Consider the following 12,949-nt stretch of genomic DNA (forward strand, 5'->3'; position numbering starts at 1 on the left):
GCCATCATCCGATCACTGGTTGCCCTGGCTCTGCTTCATGATTTCCTGCGCGGAGAAATTGATGCCGCAGGACGGAAACGAGTTGCCGACGAAAAAGTTGTCGGAGTCGTTCGGGAAGTAGTTGACGCCCGACTTCAGCTTCGCATCGTCGGTGACGTCGAGCGGCAGCTTGATCGAAACCGGGATCGTCTGGCCGTCCAGCGCGGCGAGCGCCGTCTTGATCGCCACGGCCACCTGCGCGGGACCGGTGCCCGCCGACGTGCACTTCAGGCCCTGGCTGCCATACTGCGCGCAGAACTTGCGAAAGCCGTTCTCGGTCTCGCCGCCGAAAGGCACGAATGGATGTTTCGCGTCGATCATCGCGCGCACGACTCCGGTGTCGCCGCCTTGCGCCGAAATTCCATCGAAATGACCCTGCACGGCAATCGCGTCGGCGGTGGCCTTTTGCGCGACCCCGTCATCCCACTTGCCGTAGACCTGGACGACGTTCCATTTCTTGCCGGAGTCGTCCAGGGTTTTCATGAAACCGTTGTGCCGGTCGGTGTCGACCGAGGTCCCCGCCACCCCGCGAACCTCGAGCACCTTGCCGCCGTTCGACAGGTGGTCCGCGAGCCACTTGGCCCACAGCACGCCGAGCCCGTACTGATCGACGTTGACGTTGATCGCGTCTTCGCTGTCGAGGATGTTGTCGAACGCGATCAGCACGACGCCGGCGTTCTTCGCGCGGCGGATCGCGGGGCCGAACGAGGTGGGATTCTGTGCGTCCACGATGACCGCGTCATAGCCGGCATCGATGAAGTTGTTGACGGCCGAGATCTGCGCCGGCACGTCCTCGCCGGTCGAGACGACCTTGAATTCCTTGATCTTTGCGGCGACGGCCGGTTGTGCCGCATACGCCTTGGCCGTCTTGATCATCTGGATCCGCCAGGTGTTCGCGATATAGCCGTTGACGAGTGCGATCCGATAAGGTCCGTTCTTCTTCGGATACTTGATGAACTTCGTGTCGGTCTTCCACGGGACCATGCATGTGGGATCGCTGGACGGCCCGGAAACGATCGAAGCCTGCGCGAAAGCCGCGCTTGCGCACAGCGCCAATGACGCGGCCGCCGCCGCTCGAAGCACCTGGATTCCTGAAAGCATGTCGTCTCCAATTTGTTGGATTGAACTTACCGGTTGCCGGCGCACATGGCGATCGTGGAGCGTCGCGGAAATCTGTGCGTGAAGCAGGGAATCTTGCGGAATGTGCTGCAGCGGGGCTGACTCGGACTCGTCGAAGCAGCGCATTGACTTCTTCAAAGGCGCCGCCTCGAAGCAAAACGAAGGGCCGGCGCGAACGTAGTCACGTCTGACAGTACTGGCATACCAATCCTCGCGCGATAGTGGTTTACCACGGCGTCGCGAGCCCGTCGAGAAGCCCGAAAGCCCTGCTGCGTCGGTTTGACGGCCGGCAAGGGCAGTGCCGCGCCGATGCGGCCGGACGGGGCAATTGGTGTACCATTTTTACGAACTCGAGCCGCCTGCTGGCGGCCTCGAAGCTTTCGGGAATCCTGAATGGCCGATCTTTCGCACACGCCAACCGGCCGCGCCGCCGATGAGGACGCGACCGACCGTTCCTACGTCGGACTGGCGAAGCAGATCTACGATCTGATCGTCGCCGGCGACGTCGGGCCGCGTGCGCGTCTGCCTTCCGAGCGGACGCTGGCGGAGCGTTTTGGCGTGAGCCGCACGCAGGTGAGGGAGGCGATCATCGCGCTGGAGGTGCAGGGCGTGGTCGAGGTCCGGGTCGGCTCGGGCATCTATGTGGCCCAGGCGCCAGAGGCGCGCTCCGCCATGTTCAAACTGCCGCGCGGGCTGGGCCCGATCGAGACGCTGCGCGCGCGGGCGGTGATCGAAAGCGGGATCGCGGCGTTAGCCGCTACCGAACGCAAAGATGCAGACCTCGACCGGATCTTCGCCGCGTTGCGCGCGATGCGCGAAAACATGGACGACAAGGCCGCGAACGAGGCCGCCGACCGTGATTTCCATCTGGCGATCGCGCGGGCGACCGGAAACGAAATGCTCCGGCTCGTGGTGGCCGCGATGTGGGACAACTCGCGCGCCGACCCGTTGTGGAAGAAGATCGAGGAGCACTTCCATACTCCCGCCTTGCGGGCGGCTTCACAGGATGACCATCAGCGCATCTTTTCGGCCATCATGGCGCGAGATGCGAGCGCCGCGCGCACGGCGATGCAGGCGCATCTCACGCGCGTAATCGGCGAGTTCACGAAGGCCTGGCGTTAGTCCGGGTTTTGGCGGTGCGCGACCGGAGCGCGTCGGTGTGGCTCGCTCACGGCTCTGAATCGTCGCCGGCAATCCCGTCGAGGAACCGGGCCAGTCGTTCGGTATCGGCGTTCGTCCAGCCGTCGGGAGGCAGCACGCTGGCCCAACCGCTGACGTAATCCTGCGAAGAGTAGTTGTGGCCAAAACCCGGCGGCACGCCTAGCTGGTGAATCTGATCGCCCACCGCCTGCAAGCCCGACACGATCGGAAACCAACGCATGGCGCGAGGCATGTCGAAGCCGCGAGGCGCGGCCATCCATTCTGGCGGCCACCAGAATGCGCTGACACTCCAGAACACGGCCGGATCTGACGGATGCTGCAGGTACGCGATTCGCGGGGCGGGCCAGTCGGCATTCAATACCGCCTGATGCGGATCGCGGTTCAAGAACCGTACGGAACGCCCTCCATTGAAAATCGGCTGCCAGAAGGGTGACCCGCGCTCGCGCTCGCGAGTGAGTTGCGCATGGATAGGGTTGCTCTGTGTTGCGCCGGCGATCAGCACGCCATCGGTCGCGGCCACCATGTTGGCGACCGACGCCGATGCGTCCGCTCCCACGAAAGGCGCTTCCACACCCGCCGCGCCGAGACTTTTGCCGAACAGAAGGAGCTTCGGCCGCCGTTGCGGCGGGAGCATTGCCCAGCGGGCGCGAACGGCCTTGAAGAGCGTCATGCCTGCCTCCTCGGCGAGCCCGGTGTCCATGAAGATAGCGTACCGGCTCGGCAGGAAGGAGTATTGGATCGCCACGATTGCCGTGTCGCCACGGTGCAGTTGTTCGAGCGAAGCGGCGGCCTTGGGCACTATCCAGCCCGTGCCGGTGGGTATCCACACGACCAGCACTTTGCGCTCGAACCCGCCAGCGCGTTCGAGCTCGCGGACCGCAATCTCTGCACGCTGCTTCAGGGAGTCCGCGGAACGCACCCCTACGTAGACCCTGACCGGATCGACCAGCGTCGCATCAGTGCCGTGGAACTTCGCAAGCTGTTGCGTGCTCGTCGCTGTTGCCACGAAGTCGCGCCCCATGCGTCCCAGGGTGTCCCACGCGATGAACGATTTGCTGCTGCCGGACACCGCTGGCGACGTGGGAGCCACGGTTCCCTCGGTCGTTCGCTCGTTCGCGCGCCAGTGGACGAAGTTGACGCTGCCGATGAAGGAGGGCACCGCTACTCCACGAACGAGCGCGATGCCGATCACGACGATGAGCAGTGCCGTTGCCGGCACCGCCACGATCGACGGAACATACCCCTGGATAACGCGCTGCAGCGCCGCGACGCCACGGGCTATTAGCCGCCCGAGGACCAGCATTAGCAGTGCGGCAACCGGCGAAAGCACGCTCGCCAGCACGCCGTCCAACCAGGTGATGGGCGTCATCCCCATGAAACTGCGTTGGTCGTTCTGCCAGCCGAGCCATAGCGTCGAGCCGACGAATAGCGCAATGAGCCAGGCCGCCGCCACAGCGATCCCGCTACTCCGGCGCATTCCGCTGCCAGGAGAAAATCCCCACCGCGCCAGCAGCCGATGCCCCGCGCAGCCGGCCAGGGTACCTATCGCGTAACCGATGGCCAGACAGATCGCCCCGACCGCAGTCTGCGTTCCCCAAGACCGTGGAATCAGGGTTGGCGTCAGTGACTGCCACCAGAACACAAGCGCGAGCAACGAGCCGCTGAGCGTCGGCGTCCAAACTGCGCGTCGGTGCCCGGCTGCTGCTGGCTTGTCGGCGTTCCGCATGCGTGCTCGCTCAGATTGGCATGACTCGCACCCCGTTCCGATGAGTCAACCGCCAAGGAGTCGAGGACGCGAACAGGCTTGATTCAGACGGTGCTTGCATCGATCGTAGTGCGACTACTCTGGGCCGGTTTTCGACCGGCCCGCTCAGCTCGACGCACCCGGTTGTCAAGGCGCTGGGAGGAACTGGACGTCCCCGTACCAGGCGCGCGTCGTGGTGCCGGTATTGTCGGTATCGGTCAGCAGTCCGTAGCCTGTGATGCGTCCCGGCGGTTCGTGAAAGACCCGCTGATAGTCTTCCACGATATTGCGGCGCAGGCTTTGCCACTGACCCGCATCGCCAGGCTGACCGGAGACCACGATCATCTGTACGCGGTCCGTGTGAGGGTTGGCAATGACGGTACCCGGCGCGGCGTTGGTCGACCAGATATACATCAACGTGGCATAGGGCAGATCCTGGCCGCCCAGTTGCTTTGCCACGCCCATCTTCGCCTGATCGAAAAGCGACAGCTTGCTCTTGTCGCCGTCGAACACGAACACCAGCCGCGTTGGCGCGTCTTCCTTCGATGCGACGCGGTTATCGGCACCCTCGATCGGTCGATCCGCTTTCCAGCGCCATGCGACGACGGGTGTGCGAGCAAGGTCGATATCACCTTCGTGCATCAGCGCAGAAGCAGAGCGGTTCGCGTCCGCCTGCAGGACGGTGCCGTGGGCGTCCTGAACGAGCGTGTATTGCGTGAGGGGCTTGCCGTGCACGACCGGCAGGTTCTTCCAGCCCGCGGGCAGGGGTGCGCCCGGCTCGATCGCGGAAAAGGCTATACCGGGCTTTTCGTCCTGGGCCAGGAGGGGTGGCGGCAACAAAAGAAGCGCGGCGCACACGGCAATCCAGGCTGATCGGGCTGTTCGTTGCAGCGTTCGACGGCTCGAGGGAAGATGCATGGCGGTTCGCATTGGTTTTATTGAATGGCACCCATTGTAATGGGCTTCGTTGGCGACATTTCTGCGGCGCATTTACGCCGACAATTCAGGTTCTATTTGCCGCGTCGTAGCGATTGCATGACGGAGTTCGCACCGCGCCGCCCGCGATTGCCGTCGCGTTCAGCGGCGCACGAAGGGTTCCATATCAACGACCATGCCCGCCGCCGCCCATGTAGTGACCGCCACCCCAGCCGCTACCACCGCCCCAGCCACCGCCGTAGCCGCCATAGTTCGCGTGAGCGCCGCCCCAGCCGCTACCACCGTACATACCACCGGCCGGGGTGGCGTGGCCGCTCCAGGCGCCCTGACCATGTCCCCAGTTGGTGTGGCCGTAGTAGGGGTGACCGTAATTGCCGTAGTAGCCGTGTCCGTAATACCCATGGCCCCAGTAGCCATGGCCTGCCCAGTAAGTGTGATGACCATAGTGGTACCCGCCGCAACACCCTCCCCAGAAGGCGTAGGTCAACGCCAGCGACGGCCACCAGTAATAGCCCGGCCAGTATCCGTAGTACGGATATGGGTAGGGGTACGCATAGGGATACGCATAGGGATACGGTGGATAGGCGACCGGATAGTACGCCGGCGCCCCATAGGCCGGCGCGGACGGCGGCGCGGCCGCGAAATCGTACGTGGGTGACTGCCCTTCGGCAGACGTGCCGTCAGGCATGGCGAATTCCTGTTGCACCGGAGCCTGTTGTGACGGGTCGCCGGGCCCGGATGGATCGGCAGTCGAATACGCAGCAGGATACTGGGCGGCATAGGCGGGGTAATAGCCGTAGCCCGGATAGTACCCGTAGGGTACGTAGTAACACCCAGACAGCGCCCCGAACAATACCAGCACTCCGACGGCGTTGCCGACGCACTTTACATCGAGCGGCTTCATGACGTGCTCCCGGTCGCGCGGCGACAAAACGGCACGCTACTCCTTTCAGCTTATGTCAGCGTTTCGTGCCTCACGTAAGGAATTGGTAACCGCGTATTTCCGGCGTGGGGCGACCTCAAGGCGGCGTCAGAGAGTCTGAAAATCCTTCGCGACTGGCGACGGCTCGCGAAGCAGCAGGCGCGACCACGACGGCACCAATCCGCGTGGTTTGGCGTTTGCCGATGCGCGTCGTTCAGTGTGCGCATACATGGACTCAGGATTTCCTGACGTCTGGTTCAGGATTTGCCGTAGTCATTTGCAGCCGGTGACGACTGCGCGCCATCGCCCGGTCGTTCATCATCGATGGGGTTTGCGAAGATCGAAAGGCGACGTGCAAAATGATTGCGGACTTTCTGGACAAACGCAGGCGCTTGCAAGAGGTCGATAGAATTTGCCAGCGTCTGTTCGAAACGTGGTGCGAGGCGCGCAGCCTGACACCATTGACATACCTGCTGTTCTGCTGGCCGTTGCGCGACAGTCATCCTGTCGCGATACGGCATTTGCAGCAGACGTTGAAGGAACTGCGCCGCGCGCATGCGGAAGGGTTCGACGCGGGCACGTTCCGCGCGCTCGACCTGCTCGTCGAGCGCCTCGACGAACTGATCGATCGTGCAGAAATTCCGGTGAAGTTTTCGCTGGTTACGTAGCCCGGCGCCTCACGCACGAGTTCGGATTCGGGACATGATCAAGATCCTCATCGCCGACGATCACGCGATCGTGCGCGGCGGCCTCAAACAGATCATCGCCACTACCGCCGACATGATCGTGGTGGAGGAGACTGGCCACGGCTCCGAGGTCATCGACAAACTTCGCAGTTGCGACATCGATCTGCTGTTGCTGGACATGACGATGCCCGGCATCAGCGGCGTCGATCTGATCCGACGCGTGCGCGCGGACCGGCCCGCATTGCCGCTGCTCGTGCTCAGCATTCACAACGAGGCACAGGTGGCGTCCCGCGCACTGAGGGCTGGCGCCACCGGTTACGTGACCAAGGACAGCGATCCCGAGGTATTGCTTGCGGCAATCCGTAAGCTCGCCGACGGCGGACGTTTCATCGACCCGAAGCTGGTTGACGCGATGGTCTTCGAAAAGCATGCGGGAGACGTGCCGCCGCACGAAGTCCTGACGGACCGGGAATTTCAGGTGCTGCAGCTGATCGCCGGCGGCAGGAGCATCAACGATATCGCCGAAGCGTGCTCGCTGAGCGCCAAGACGATCAGCACCCACAAGATGCGGTTAATGCAAAAACTGGGTCTTTCGAATAACGCGGAGGTGATTCGTTATGCGATCCGGCACGGCCTGATCAGCGAATAGTCGATCAAGCTGGATGCATGCCCTCTATCGGCGATAAGGAAATCCTGACGATCGAACCGGTCAATCCTGAACGCACAATCCGCCGACGCCGATGGAAGCATCATTTGCGGCTGCCTACGATGGCTTCAACGGAGGGGGCGGCAATGGTGGAGCAGCAGTCTTTGCGTATGGCGGTCGGGAAGTGGCTCGGACACACGCGCACAACGGTACGTGTGCTGACCGTGCATCGCTCGCGCGGCGGACGGATCGTCGGCGTATGTGTGGCAGGGGAGGGCCCGCGGGGTCCGTGCGAGCTGTTCTTCTTTCACCATACCGATCGCGGTTGGCAAGTGTTTCCGCCCTCGGTGGCGCGCCCGTCGATGGCAGTCGAGCGGCTCGCGTTGTAATCGACGCGCTTTGAGACCAGGAGAACATCGCATGGAAGCGGAAGTGCTGTCGGCGAGTGAAATCGAATTGCGAGCGTGGCTCAGCCGATGGTACGACCATGCCGTCGCGGAAGGGCTCGTGCGGCCACCATATCTGCTCGACGACGCAAAGGCCACGCGCCTTCAGACCTATTTCGAAGCCGGGTTGACGCCGGAGGACGGTGCCCAACTGTTCTTCGGAACCGTGCATTGAACCTCGCGCCTTTTTGCTTAAGTGTTTGACGACGGCATGGCGTGCGTCTAGCGGTTCATCGAACGCAAGCCGTAAATCTTTTCGACCGCCAACAGAAACACGATCGCAATCAGCATCTGCACCGTGCTGATCGCGGCGATCGACGGATCGAACTGGTTCTGCAAATACGACAGCATGACCACCGGCAGCGTCGTCGTGTTGGCGCTGCCGAAGAAGTAGGACACGCCGAGGTTGTCGAGCGAAATCAGCACCGAGAACAGCGCGCCCGCGAAAATTCCAGGCGAGATCAGCGGCAAGCTCACGTGCCAGAAGCGTCGCCAGATGCTCGCGCCCAGCACCGACGCCGCTTCACCGTAACCGGGGCTCAGGTTTTTGCACGCGGCGATCGTGGTGCGCAGCACATAGGGCACGGACACGCACGTATGCGTGATCAGCAGTGCGACGAACGAATTGCCGATGCCGAGCTCCGACAGGTAGTACAGCGACGACAGCCCGACCACCAGCGGCGGCACCGCGATCGGCGACAGCAGGAACGACGTCGCCGCATGGCCGATGCGGGAGCGCGTGTTGGCGAGTCCGAGCGCGGCCGGCACCGCGAGCACGATCGCGAGCGCGGTCGACGCGCCGGCCAGCAACAGGCTCGTGATCAGCGAATCGGTGAATGGCCTGTATTCGATGAAGCGCCGATACCAGCGCAACGACAGACCGCCGACCGGCACCGCGACTGATTCGCCCGGCGTGAACGACGCCATCACGACGATCACGATCGGCGCCAGCAGAAACACCACGAATAGCGCGATATACAACGCGAGCGCGCCGTTGCCGAGCTTTTCGAACAGCCGCGAGCTGTCGCGCGGGGAGTGGCTGAGCGTGCTCATCGACGTGCCTCCTTGCGCCGGCCGATCAGCCGTCCCTGCGCATACAGACAGATCAGCACGACGATCAGCAGCAGATTACCCATGGCGCTTGCGAGCCCCATGTCCTGCGACTGGCTGAACTGCTGGAAGATCAGAAGGGGCAGCGTCACGATACTGCCGCCGCCGAGCAGCAGCGCACTGATGAAACTGCCGTTGACGATCATGAACACGATCAGGCACCCGGTGATGATCCCCTCGACGGACAGCGGCAGCGTCACCAGCACGAACGCGCGTAGCGCGCCGGCGCCGAGCACGCGCGCCGATTCTTCCAGACGCTGATCGACCGAGCGCAGCACCGGGATGATCGACAGCACCATGAACGACACCATCACATGCACGTTGCCCACATAGACGATCACGGGGCTTTGCGTGATGCGCAGCGGCTGCTCGATCATCCCCAGCGCGAGCAGCGCGTCGTTGACGAGGCCGTGGCGCGCGAGCAGCACGTTCCAGCCGAACGTGCGCATGATGATCGACGTGAGCAGCGGCATGATCAGCACGAACATCAGCGGGCCGGCGAAGCGCCCCGCGCGGCGCACCATGAACCATGCGACGGGATAGCCGATGACCAGGCACCAGAACGTCGTCAACACGCTGACCTTCAGCGTTTCGATCATGATGCCCACGTAGTACGGATCGGTGAACAGCTTGTGGTAGTACGCGAACGTGAAGGCCGAGTGAGTGCCCTGAATCGCCGAGATGCCGACGCTGCGCAGCGCATTTTCGTAGAGCGGCATGCCGAAGAAGATCGCCAGTACGACGAGCGCCGGCGCGCACAGCATCGCGTACGGCGACAGCCATCGACGCGGACGGCGGCTCGCCTGCGGCAGCGTGGCGAGCGTGCTCATCGGGCGTCACCTTCGCCGGGTTCGGCTTCGAGAACCACCAGATCGTCGGGGCTGATCGACACGCTCACCGGATGACCCGCTTCGAGCGCGGCCGCGCGAGCGGCCTGCTGATAGACGCTGACGGTCTGTCCGAGCGAAGGCACCTCGATGCGGTACGCGTGCTGCGAGCCGCGGAACACGCGCGCGGCGACGACGCCGTCGAAGCGGATATCGTCCGGACGCGGGTCGCCCACGCGCAGCTTTTCCGGCCGCACCGCGACTTCGCCACACGCGCCCGCCGCGAGCGTGCGGTTCAGCGCATGCGCGACGCGACAGGTGGGCGGCGCATCGGTGCGCTCCTCGCCGCGTGCGTCGCGAATCGCGATATCGAGCCAGTTTTGCTCGGCGCGCACGAGCGCAAACGGCAGGATATTGGCCGCGCCGAGAAACTCCGCGACGAAGCGCGTGCGCGGCCGGTCATACACTTCGGTCGGCGTGCCCGATTGCAGGATCCGCCCATGATTCATCACGACCACACGGTCGCTCATCGTCAGCGCTTCTTCCTGGTCATGGGTCACCATCACGCTCGTGATGCCGAGCTTGCTTTGCAGCGACTTGAGCTCGAACTGCATGTTCTCGCGCAGATTCTTGTCGAGCGCGCCGAGCGGCTCGTCGAGCAGCAACACCGACGGATTCGTGACGATCGCCCGGGCGAGCGCGACGCGCTGCTGCTGGCCGCCCGACATCTGCGCGATGCGGCGCTCGCCGTAGCCGGGCAGTCGGATCAGATCGAGCATCCGCGTCACGTGCGCGGCGCGCTCGCGCTTCGGCACGCCCGCCATGCGCAGACCGAACGCGATATTCTCGGCCACGCTCAGATGCGGAAACAGGCTGTAGTTCTGGAACACCATGCCGAGCCCGCGCCGGTTCGGCGGCAGATTCGTCACCTCGCGCCCGGCGATGCGGATCGTGCCGGTATCGGGAAACTCGAACCCGGCGATCAGCCGCAGCGTCGTGGTCTTGCCGCAGCCGGACGGACCGAGCAGCGCGACGAGGTCTCCCGCGCGCACGTCGAGCGACAGCTGTTGCAGCGCCATGGTCGCGCCGAAGCGCTTGCTGACGCCATCGAGCGACAGCGGCTGCGAACGCGGCGGCACGGCGGGCGCTGCGGCGCTCGTCGCGGAGCCGGAAAACGGATTCGCGGATTGCAGCATCGATTCACCTTGATTGACGTTGTCACGGCAGACGGCAGCCTGCACCTGTTGATCTCCCGCACGCGGCGCCGCGCTTCGCGCTATGCGGCTCGCCGCGCTTCGAGCAATTGCGGATACCGGCTCGCGACCTCGCTGAAGATCTCGCTGATCGTCTGCCCGCCTGGCTTCAGACGACCGTCGGCTTCCCATGCATCGAACGCGTCGAAGATCTTGTGCTTCAGAAAGTGCCGCCACACGACCGGCACGCCGGCCAGGATTTCCGTCAATACCGCGTAGCGCTCGCGGGTCCAGCGCGCTTCATAGGCGGTGCGAGCCGCGCCGTAGTCGAAGTGCGCGGCCGGCGTGCGCGGCGCGTTCGCTTCGAGCTCGGTCCGCCGCGCAGCGGTTGCTTGCATATCGACTTCGCCCGCGCGCAGTACGACACCGTACAGCGCCAGCGCATCCGCTTCGCTCAGATAGCCGCGCTTCACGTCGGTCACGACCCTCTGCGGATCGCGCTCGTGAGGATTGCCATAACCGCCGCCGCCGCAGCCTTCGAGGCGGATCACGTCGCCGGGACCGCACACGACCAGATCGGTCACGCCGAGGTTCTCCTCATGTTCGGTGCCCGGATTGCGCGTGAAGCGCGACGTCGATCCCGCCTTGCCGCCGAGTACGCCCCACGACGCGAAGCGTGAACGGTCGCGATTGCGCGCCGTCACCAGCGTGCCCGGCGAGAACACGCGGAACTCCATCACGGTGCCGAGGCCGCCGCGATAGCGGCCCGCGCCCGCGCTGCCCGGCACCATGCCGTACTTCAGGATGCGGATCGGCACTTCCGCTTCGTTGATCTCGACCGGTGTGTTGCGCAGGAACGCGACGTTGGCGCCCGACGCATCGGAGCCGTCGCCGCTGATCATGCCGCCGGCGCCGCCGCCGACCGGACCGATTGCCGCGATCACGGTGCGTCCTTCGCTATCGACGGTGCGCACGTTCAGTATCGACATGCCGCCGGCCGGGCACGCGGGCAGCCGGTCCGGACAGACCATCGAGAACGCGCCGAACGTGACGTTCTGCGCGACCTTGCAGGTGAGGCTGCGCATGCCGACCGCGGCAGGCGGCACGCAGTTCATGATCGTGCCTTCCGGCAGCACGCAGCGCGCGACCTTCAGCATGCCCGCATTGAGCAGCAGATCCGGATGCAGCGAATACAGCACGTAATTCAGCCCGACGAGCGCGAGCACGTGCCGCTCCTTGCCGCCGGTCGGCATGTTCAGCGACGAATTGAGCTGCGGGTCGCTGCCGGTGAAATCGAGCACCAGCGATTCGCCTTGCACTTTCAGATTCAGCGCGACGCGCAGCGGCTTGCCGTTGACCGAATCCTCGTCGGCATATTCAGCGAAGAAGTATTCGCCGTCGGGCATACCGGCGACGATCGCCCGCGCCTGTTCTTCCGAATAGTCGATCATCGCGTACATGCCGGCCTTGAAATCGTCGATGCCGAAGCGCTCGATGATTTCCAGCACGCGCCGCTCGCCGGTCATCAGCATCGCGATTTGCGCCTTCAGGTCGCCGCGATTCTGCTCGGGGGCGCGCACGTTGATCGCCATGTGGTCGAGCAGCGTGTCGTCGAGCACGCCGGCGCGCACGATCTTGGTCGGCGCCCAGCGAATGCCCTCCTGATAGATCTCGGTGAGCGTGCGCGATAGCGAAGCGGGCACCGCGCCGCCCATGTCGGTGTTGTGGATGTGCCCGCCGACGTAGCAGACGATCTCGCCGTCGTAGAACACCGGCTTCCACATCATCACGTCGGGCGTGTGCGTGGCGACGTAGCCGCTGTACGCGTCGTTGGTCATGCCAATGTCGCCCGGCTCGTAGTGATCGATCGCCTCGATCACCGCGCCGAAGTCGAGACCCGGATACCAGGTCGCCCCGAGAGTTTTCGGCGACGCGAAGGTGAGCCCCGCGGGCGTCATGATCGTGCAGGAGAAATCTTCGGTTTCCTTGACGAACGCGGAGTGCGCGGTGCGCATCAGCGTGTGGGCCATGCTTTCCGCAGCCGCGACGCAATAGTTGGCGAAGATCTGTAGAACGGATCGATTGAATGTCATGGTCTGAGTCCTTCGGATTTCACTGAC

Annotated in this window: 13 protein-coding genes; 5 read left to right on the forward strand and 8 right to left on the reverse strand. The window is 64.1% G+C overall.

Going from position 1 to position 12,949, the window contains the following annotated elements; translation table 11 throughout:
* Positions 1-12 precede the first annotated feature (12 nt).
* Entirely contained in the window at positions 13-1,140 is a 1,128-nt protein-coding gene (locus tag L0U84_RS39170; protein WP_233858915.1) for a sugar ABC transporter substrate-binding protein, read from the reverse strand.
* Between the two features lie 411 nt (positions 1,141-1,551).
* On the opposite strand from L0U84_RS39170, the gene L0U84_RS39175 reads away from it, so the two are divergent.
* On the forward strand, positions 1,552-2,280 hold the full coding sequence (locus L0U84_RS39175; protein ID WP_233858916.1) for a FadR/GntR family transcriptional regulator: 729 nt from the start codon (positions 1,552-1,554) through the stop codon (positions 2,278-2,280).
* 46 nt (positions 2,281-2,326) lie between these two features.
* Here L0U84_RS39175 and L0U84_RS39180 read toward each other — a convergent pair whose 3' ends face one another.
* From L0U84_RS39180 to L0U84_RS39190, 3 genes are all read right to left on the reverse strand, one after another.
* On the reverse strand, positions 2,327-4,045 hold the full coding sequence (locus L0U84_RS39180; protein WP_233858917.1) for an alpha/beta-hydrolase family protein: 1,719 nt from the start codon (positions 4,043-4,045) through the stop codon (positions 2,327-2,329).
* 165 nt (positions 4,046-4,210) lie between these two features.
* Positions 4,211-4,981 carry a DUF3047 domain-containing protein gene (locus L0U84_RS39185; RefSeq protein WP_233858918.1) on the reverse strand — a complete coding sequence of 257 codons (771 nt, stop codon included), beginning with the start codon at positions 4,979-4,981 and terminating at the stop codon, positions 4,211-4,213.
* 184 nt (positions 4,982-5,165) lie between these two features.
* Positions 5,166-5,687, reverse strand: coding sequence for a hypothetical protein (locus L0U84_RS39190; protein ID WP_233858919.1), 522 nt, complete (start codon positions 5,685-5,687; stop codon positions 5,166-5,168).
* Between the two features lie 593 nt (positions 5,688-6,280).
* On the opposite strand from L0U84_RS39190, the gene L0U84_RS39195 reads away from it, so the two are divergent.
* Genes L0U84_RS39195 through L0U84_RS39210 form a run of 4 tightly spaced genes read left to right on the forward strand, consistent with a single transcriptional unit; the run spans position 6,281 to position 7,874 of the window.
* Positions 6,281-6,589: a hypothetical protein gene (locus L0U84_RS39195; RefSeq protein ID WP_233858920.1), complete on the forward strand. Its 309-nt coding sequence runs from the start codon at positions 6,281-6,283 to the stop codon at positions 6,587-6,589.
* Between the two features lie 34 nt (positions 6,590-6,623).
* Positions 6,624-7,256 carry a response regulator gene (locus tag L0U84_RS39200; protein WP_233858921.1) on the forward strand — a complete coding sequence of 211 codons (633 nt, stop codon included), beginning with the start codon at positions 6,624-6,626 and terminating at the stop codon, positions 7,254-7,256.
* A 17-nt stretch (positions 7,257-7,273) separates the two neighbouring features.
* On the forward strand, positions 7,274-7,642 hold the full coding sequence (locus L0U84_RS39205; protein ID WP_233858922.1) for a hypothetical protein: 369 nt from the start codon (positions 7,274-7,276) through the stop codon (positions 7,640-7,642).
* A 31-nt stretch (positions 7,643-7,673) separates the two neighbouring features.
* Positions 7,674-7,874 carry a hypothetical protein gene (locus tag L0U84_RS39210; protein ID WP_233858923.1) on the forward strand — a complete coding sequence of 67 codons (201 nt, stop codon included), beginning with the start codon at positions 7,674-7,676 and terminating at the stop codon, positions 7,872-7,874.
* Positions 7,875-7,921: 47 nt separating this feature from the next.
* Here L0U84_RS39210 and L0U84_RS39215 read toward each other — a convergent pair whose 3' ends face one another.
* The 4 genes from L0U84_RS39215 to L0U84_RS39230 all read right to left on the reverse strand — a co-directional run bounded on the left by L0U84_RS39215 (position 7,922) and on the right by L0U84_RS39230 (position 12,922).
* Entirely contained in the window at positions 7,922-8,752 is an 831-nt protein-coding gene (locus tag L0U84_RS39215) for an ABC transporter permease (protein ID WP_233858925.1), read from the reverse strand.
* Complete coding sequence (locus L0U84_RS39220; RefSeq protein WP_233858927.1) at positions 8,749-9,639, reverse strand: ABC transporter permease; 891 nt, start codon at positions 9,637-9,639, stop codon at positions 8,749-8,751. Before L0U84_RS39220 ends, L0U84_RS39215 begins: the two co-directional genes overlap by 4 nt.
* Complete coding sequence (locus L0U84_RS39225) at positions 9,636-10,832, reverse strand: ABC transporter ATP-binding protein (RefSeq protein ID WP_233858929.1); 1,197 nt, start codon at positions 10,830-10,832, stop codon at positions 9,636-9,638. Before L0U84_RS39225 ends, L0U84_RS39220 begins: the two co-directional genes overlap by 4 nt.
* An 80-nt stretch (positions 10,833-10,912) precedes the next feature.
* Positions 10,913-12,922 carry a hydantoinase B/oxoprolinase family protein gene (locus tag L0U84_RS39230; RefSeq protein ID WP_233858931.1) on the reverse strand — a complete coding sequence of 670 codons (2,010 nt, stop codon included), beginning with the start codon at positions 12,920-12,922 and terminating at the stop codon, positions 10,913-10,915.
* Between the last annotated feature and the right edge of the window lie 27 nt (positions 12,923-12,949).

The sequence above is a fragment of the Paraburkholderia sp. HD33-4 genome (assembly GCF_021390635.1).
In the GTDB taxonomy this organism is placed as follows: Bacteria; Pseudomonadota; Gammaproteobacteria; order Burkholderiales; family Burkholderiaceae; genus Paraburkholderia.

Bases quoted from the DNA above. Each gene is read 5' to 3' on its own strand.
- L0U84_RS39210 (WP_233858923.1), top strand. From the start codon at position 7,674: ATGGAAGCGGAAGTGCTGTCGGCGAGTGAAATCGAATTGCGAGCGTGG.
- L0U84_RS39205 (WP_233858922.1), top strand. From the start codon at position 7,274: ATGCCCTCTATCGGCGATAAGGAAATCCTGACGATCGAACCGGTCAAT.
- L0U84_RS39200 (WP_233858921.1), top strand. From the start codon at position 6,624: ATGATCAAGATCCTCATCGCCGACGATCACGCGATCGTGCGCGGCGGC.
- L0U84_RS39170 (WP_233858915.1), bottom strand. From the start codon at position 1,140: ATGCTTTCAGGAATCCAGGTGCTTCGAGCGGCGGCGGCCGCGTCATTG.
- L0U84_RS39180 (WP_233858917.1), bottom strand. From the start codon at position 4,045: ATGCGGAACGCCGACAAGCCAGCAGCAGCCGGGCACCGACGCGCAGTT.
- L0U84_RS39215 (WP_233858925.1), bottom strand. From the start codon at position 8,752: ATGAGCACGCTCAGCCACTCCCCGCGCGACAGCTCGCGGCTGTTCGAA.
- L0U84_RS39185 (WP_233858918.1), bottom strand. From the start codon at position 4,981: ATGCATCTTCCCTCGAGCCGTCGAACGCTGCAACGAACAGCCCGATCA.
- L0U84_RS39220 (WP_233858927.1), bottom strand. From the start codon at position 9,639: ATGAGCACGCTCGCCACGCTGCCGCAGGCGAGCCGCCGTCCGCGTCGA.
- L0U84_RS39225 (WP_233858929.1), bottom strand. From the start codon at position 10,832: ATGCTGCAATCCGCGAATCCGTTTTCCGGCTCCGCGACGAGCGCCGCA.
- L0U84_RS39175 (WP_233858916.1), top strand. From the start codon at position 1,552: ATGGCCGATCTTTCGCACACGCCAACCGGCCGCGCCGCCGATGAGGAC.
- L0U84_RS39230 (WP_233858931.1), bottom strand. From the start codon at position 12,922: ATGACATTCAATCGATCCGTTCTACAGATCTTCGCCAACTATTGCGTC.
- L0U84_RS39195 (WP_233858920.1), top strand. From the start codon at position 6,281: ATGATTGCGGACTTTCTGGACAAACGCAGGCGCTTGCAAGAGGTCGAT.
- L0U84_RS39190 (WP_233858919.1), bottom strand. From the start codon at position 5,687: ATGCCTGACGGCACGTCTGCCGAAGGGCAGTCACCCACGTACGATTTC.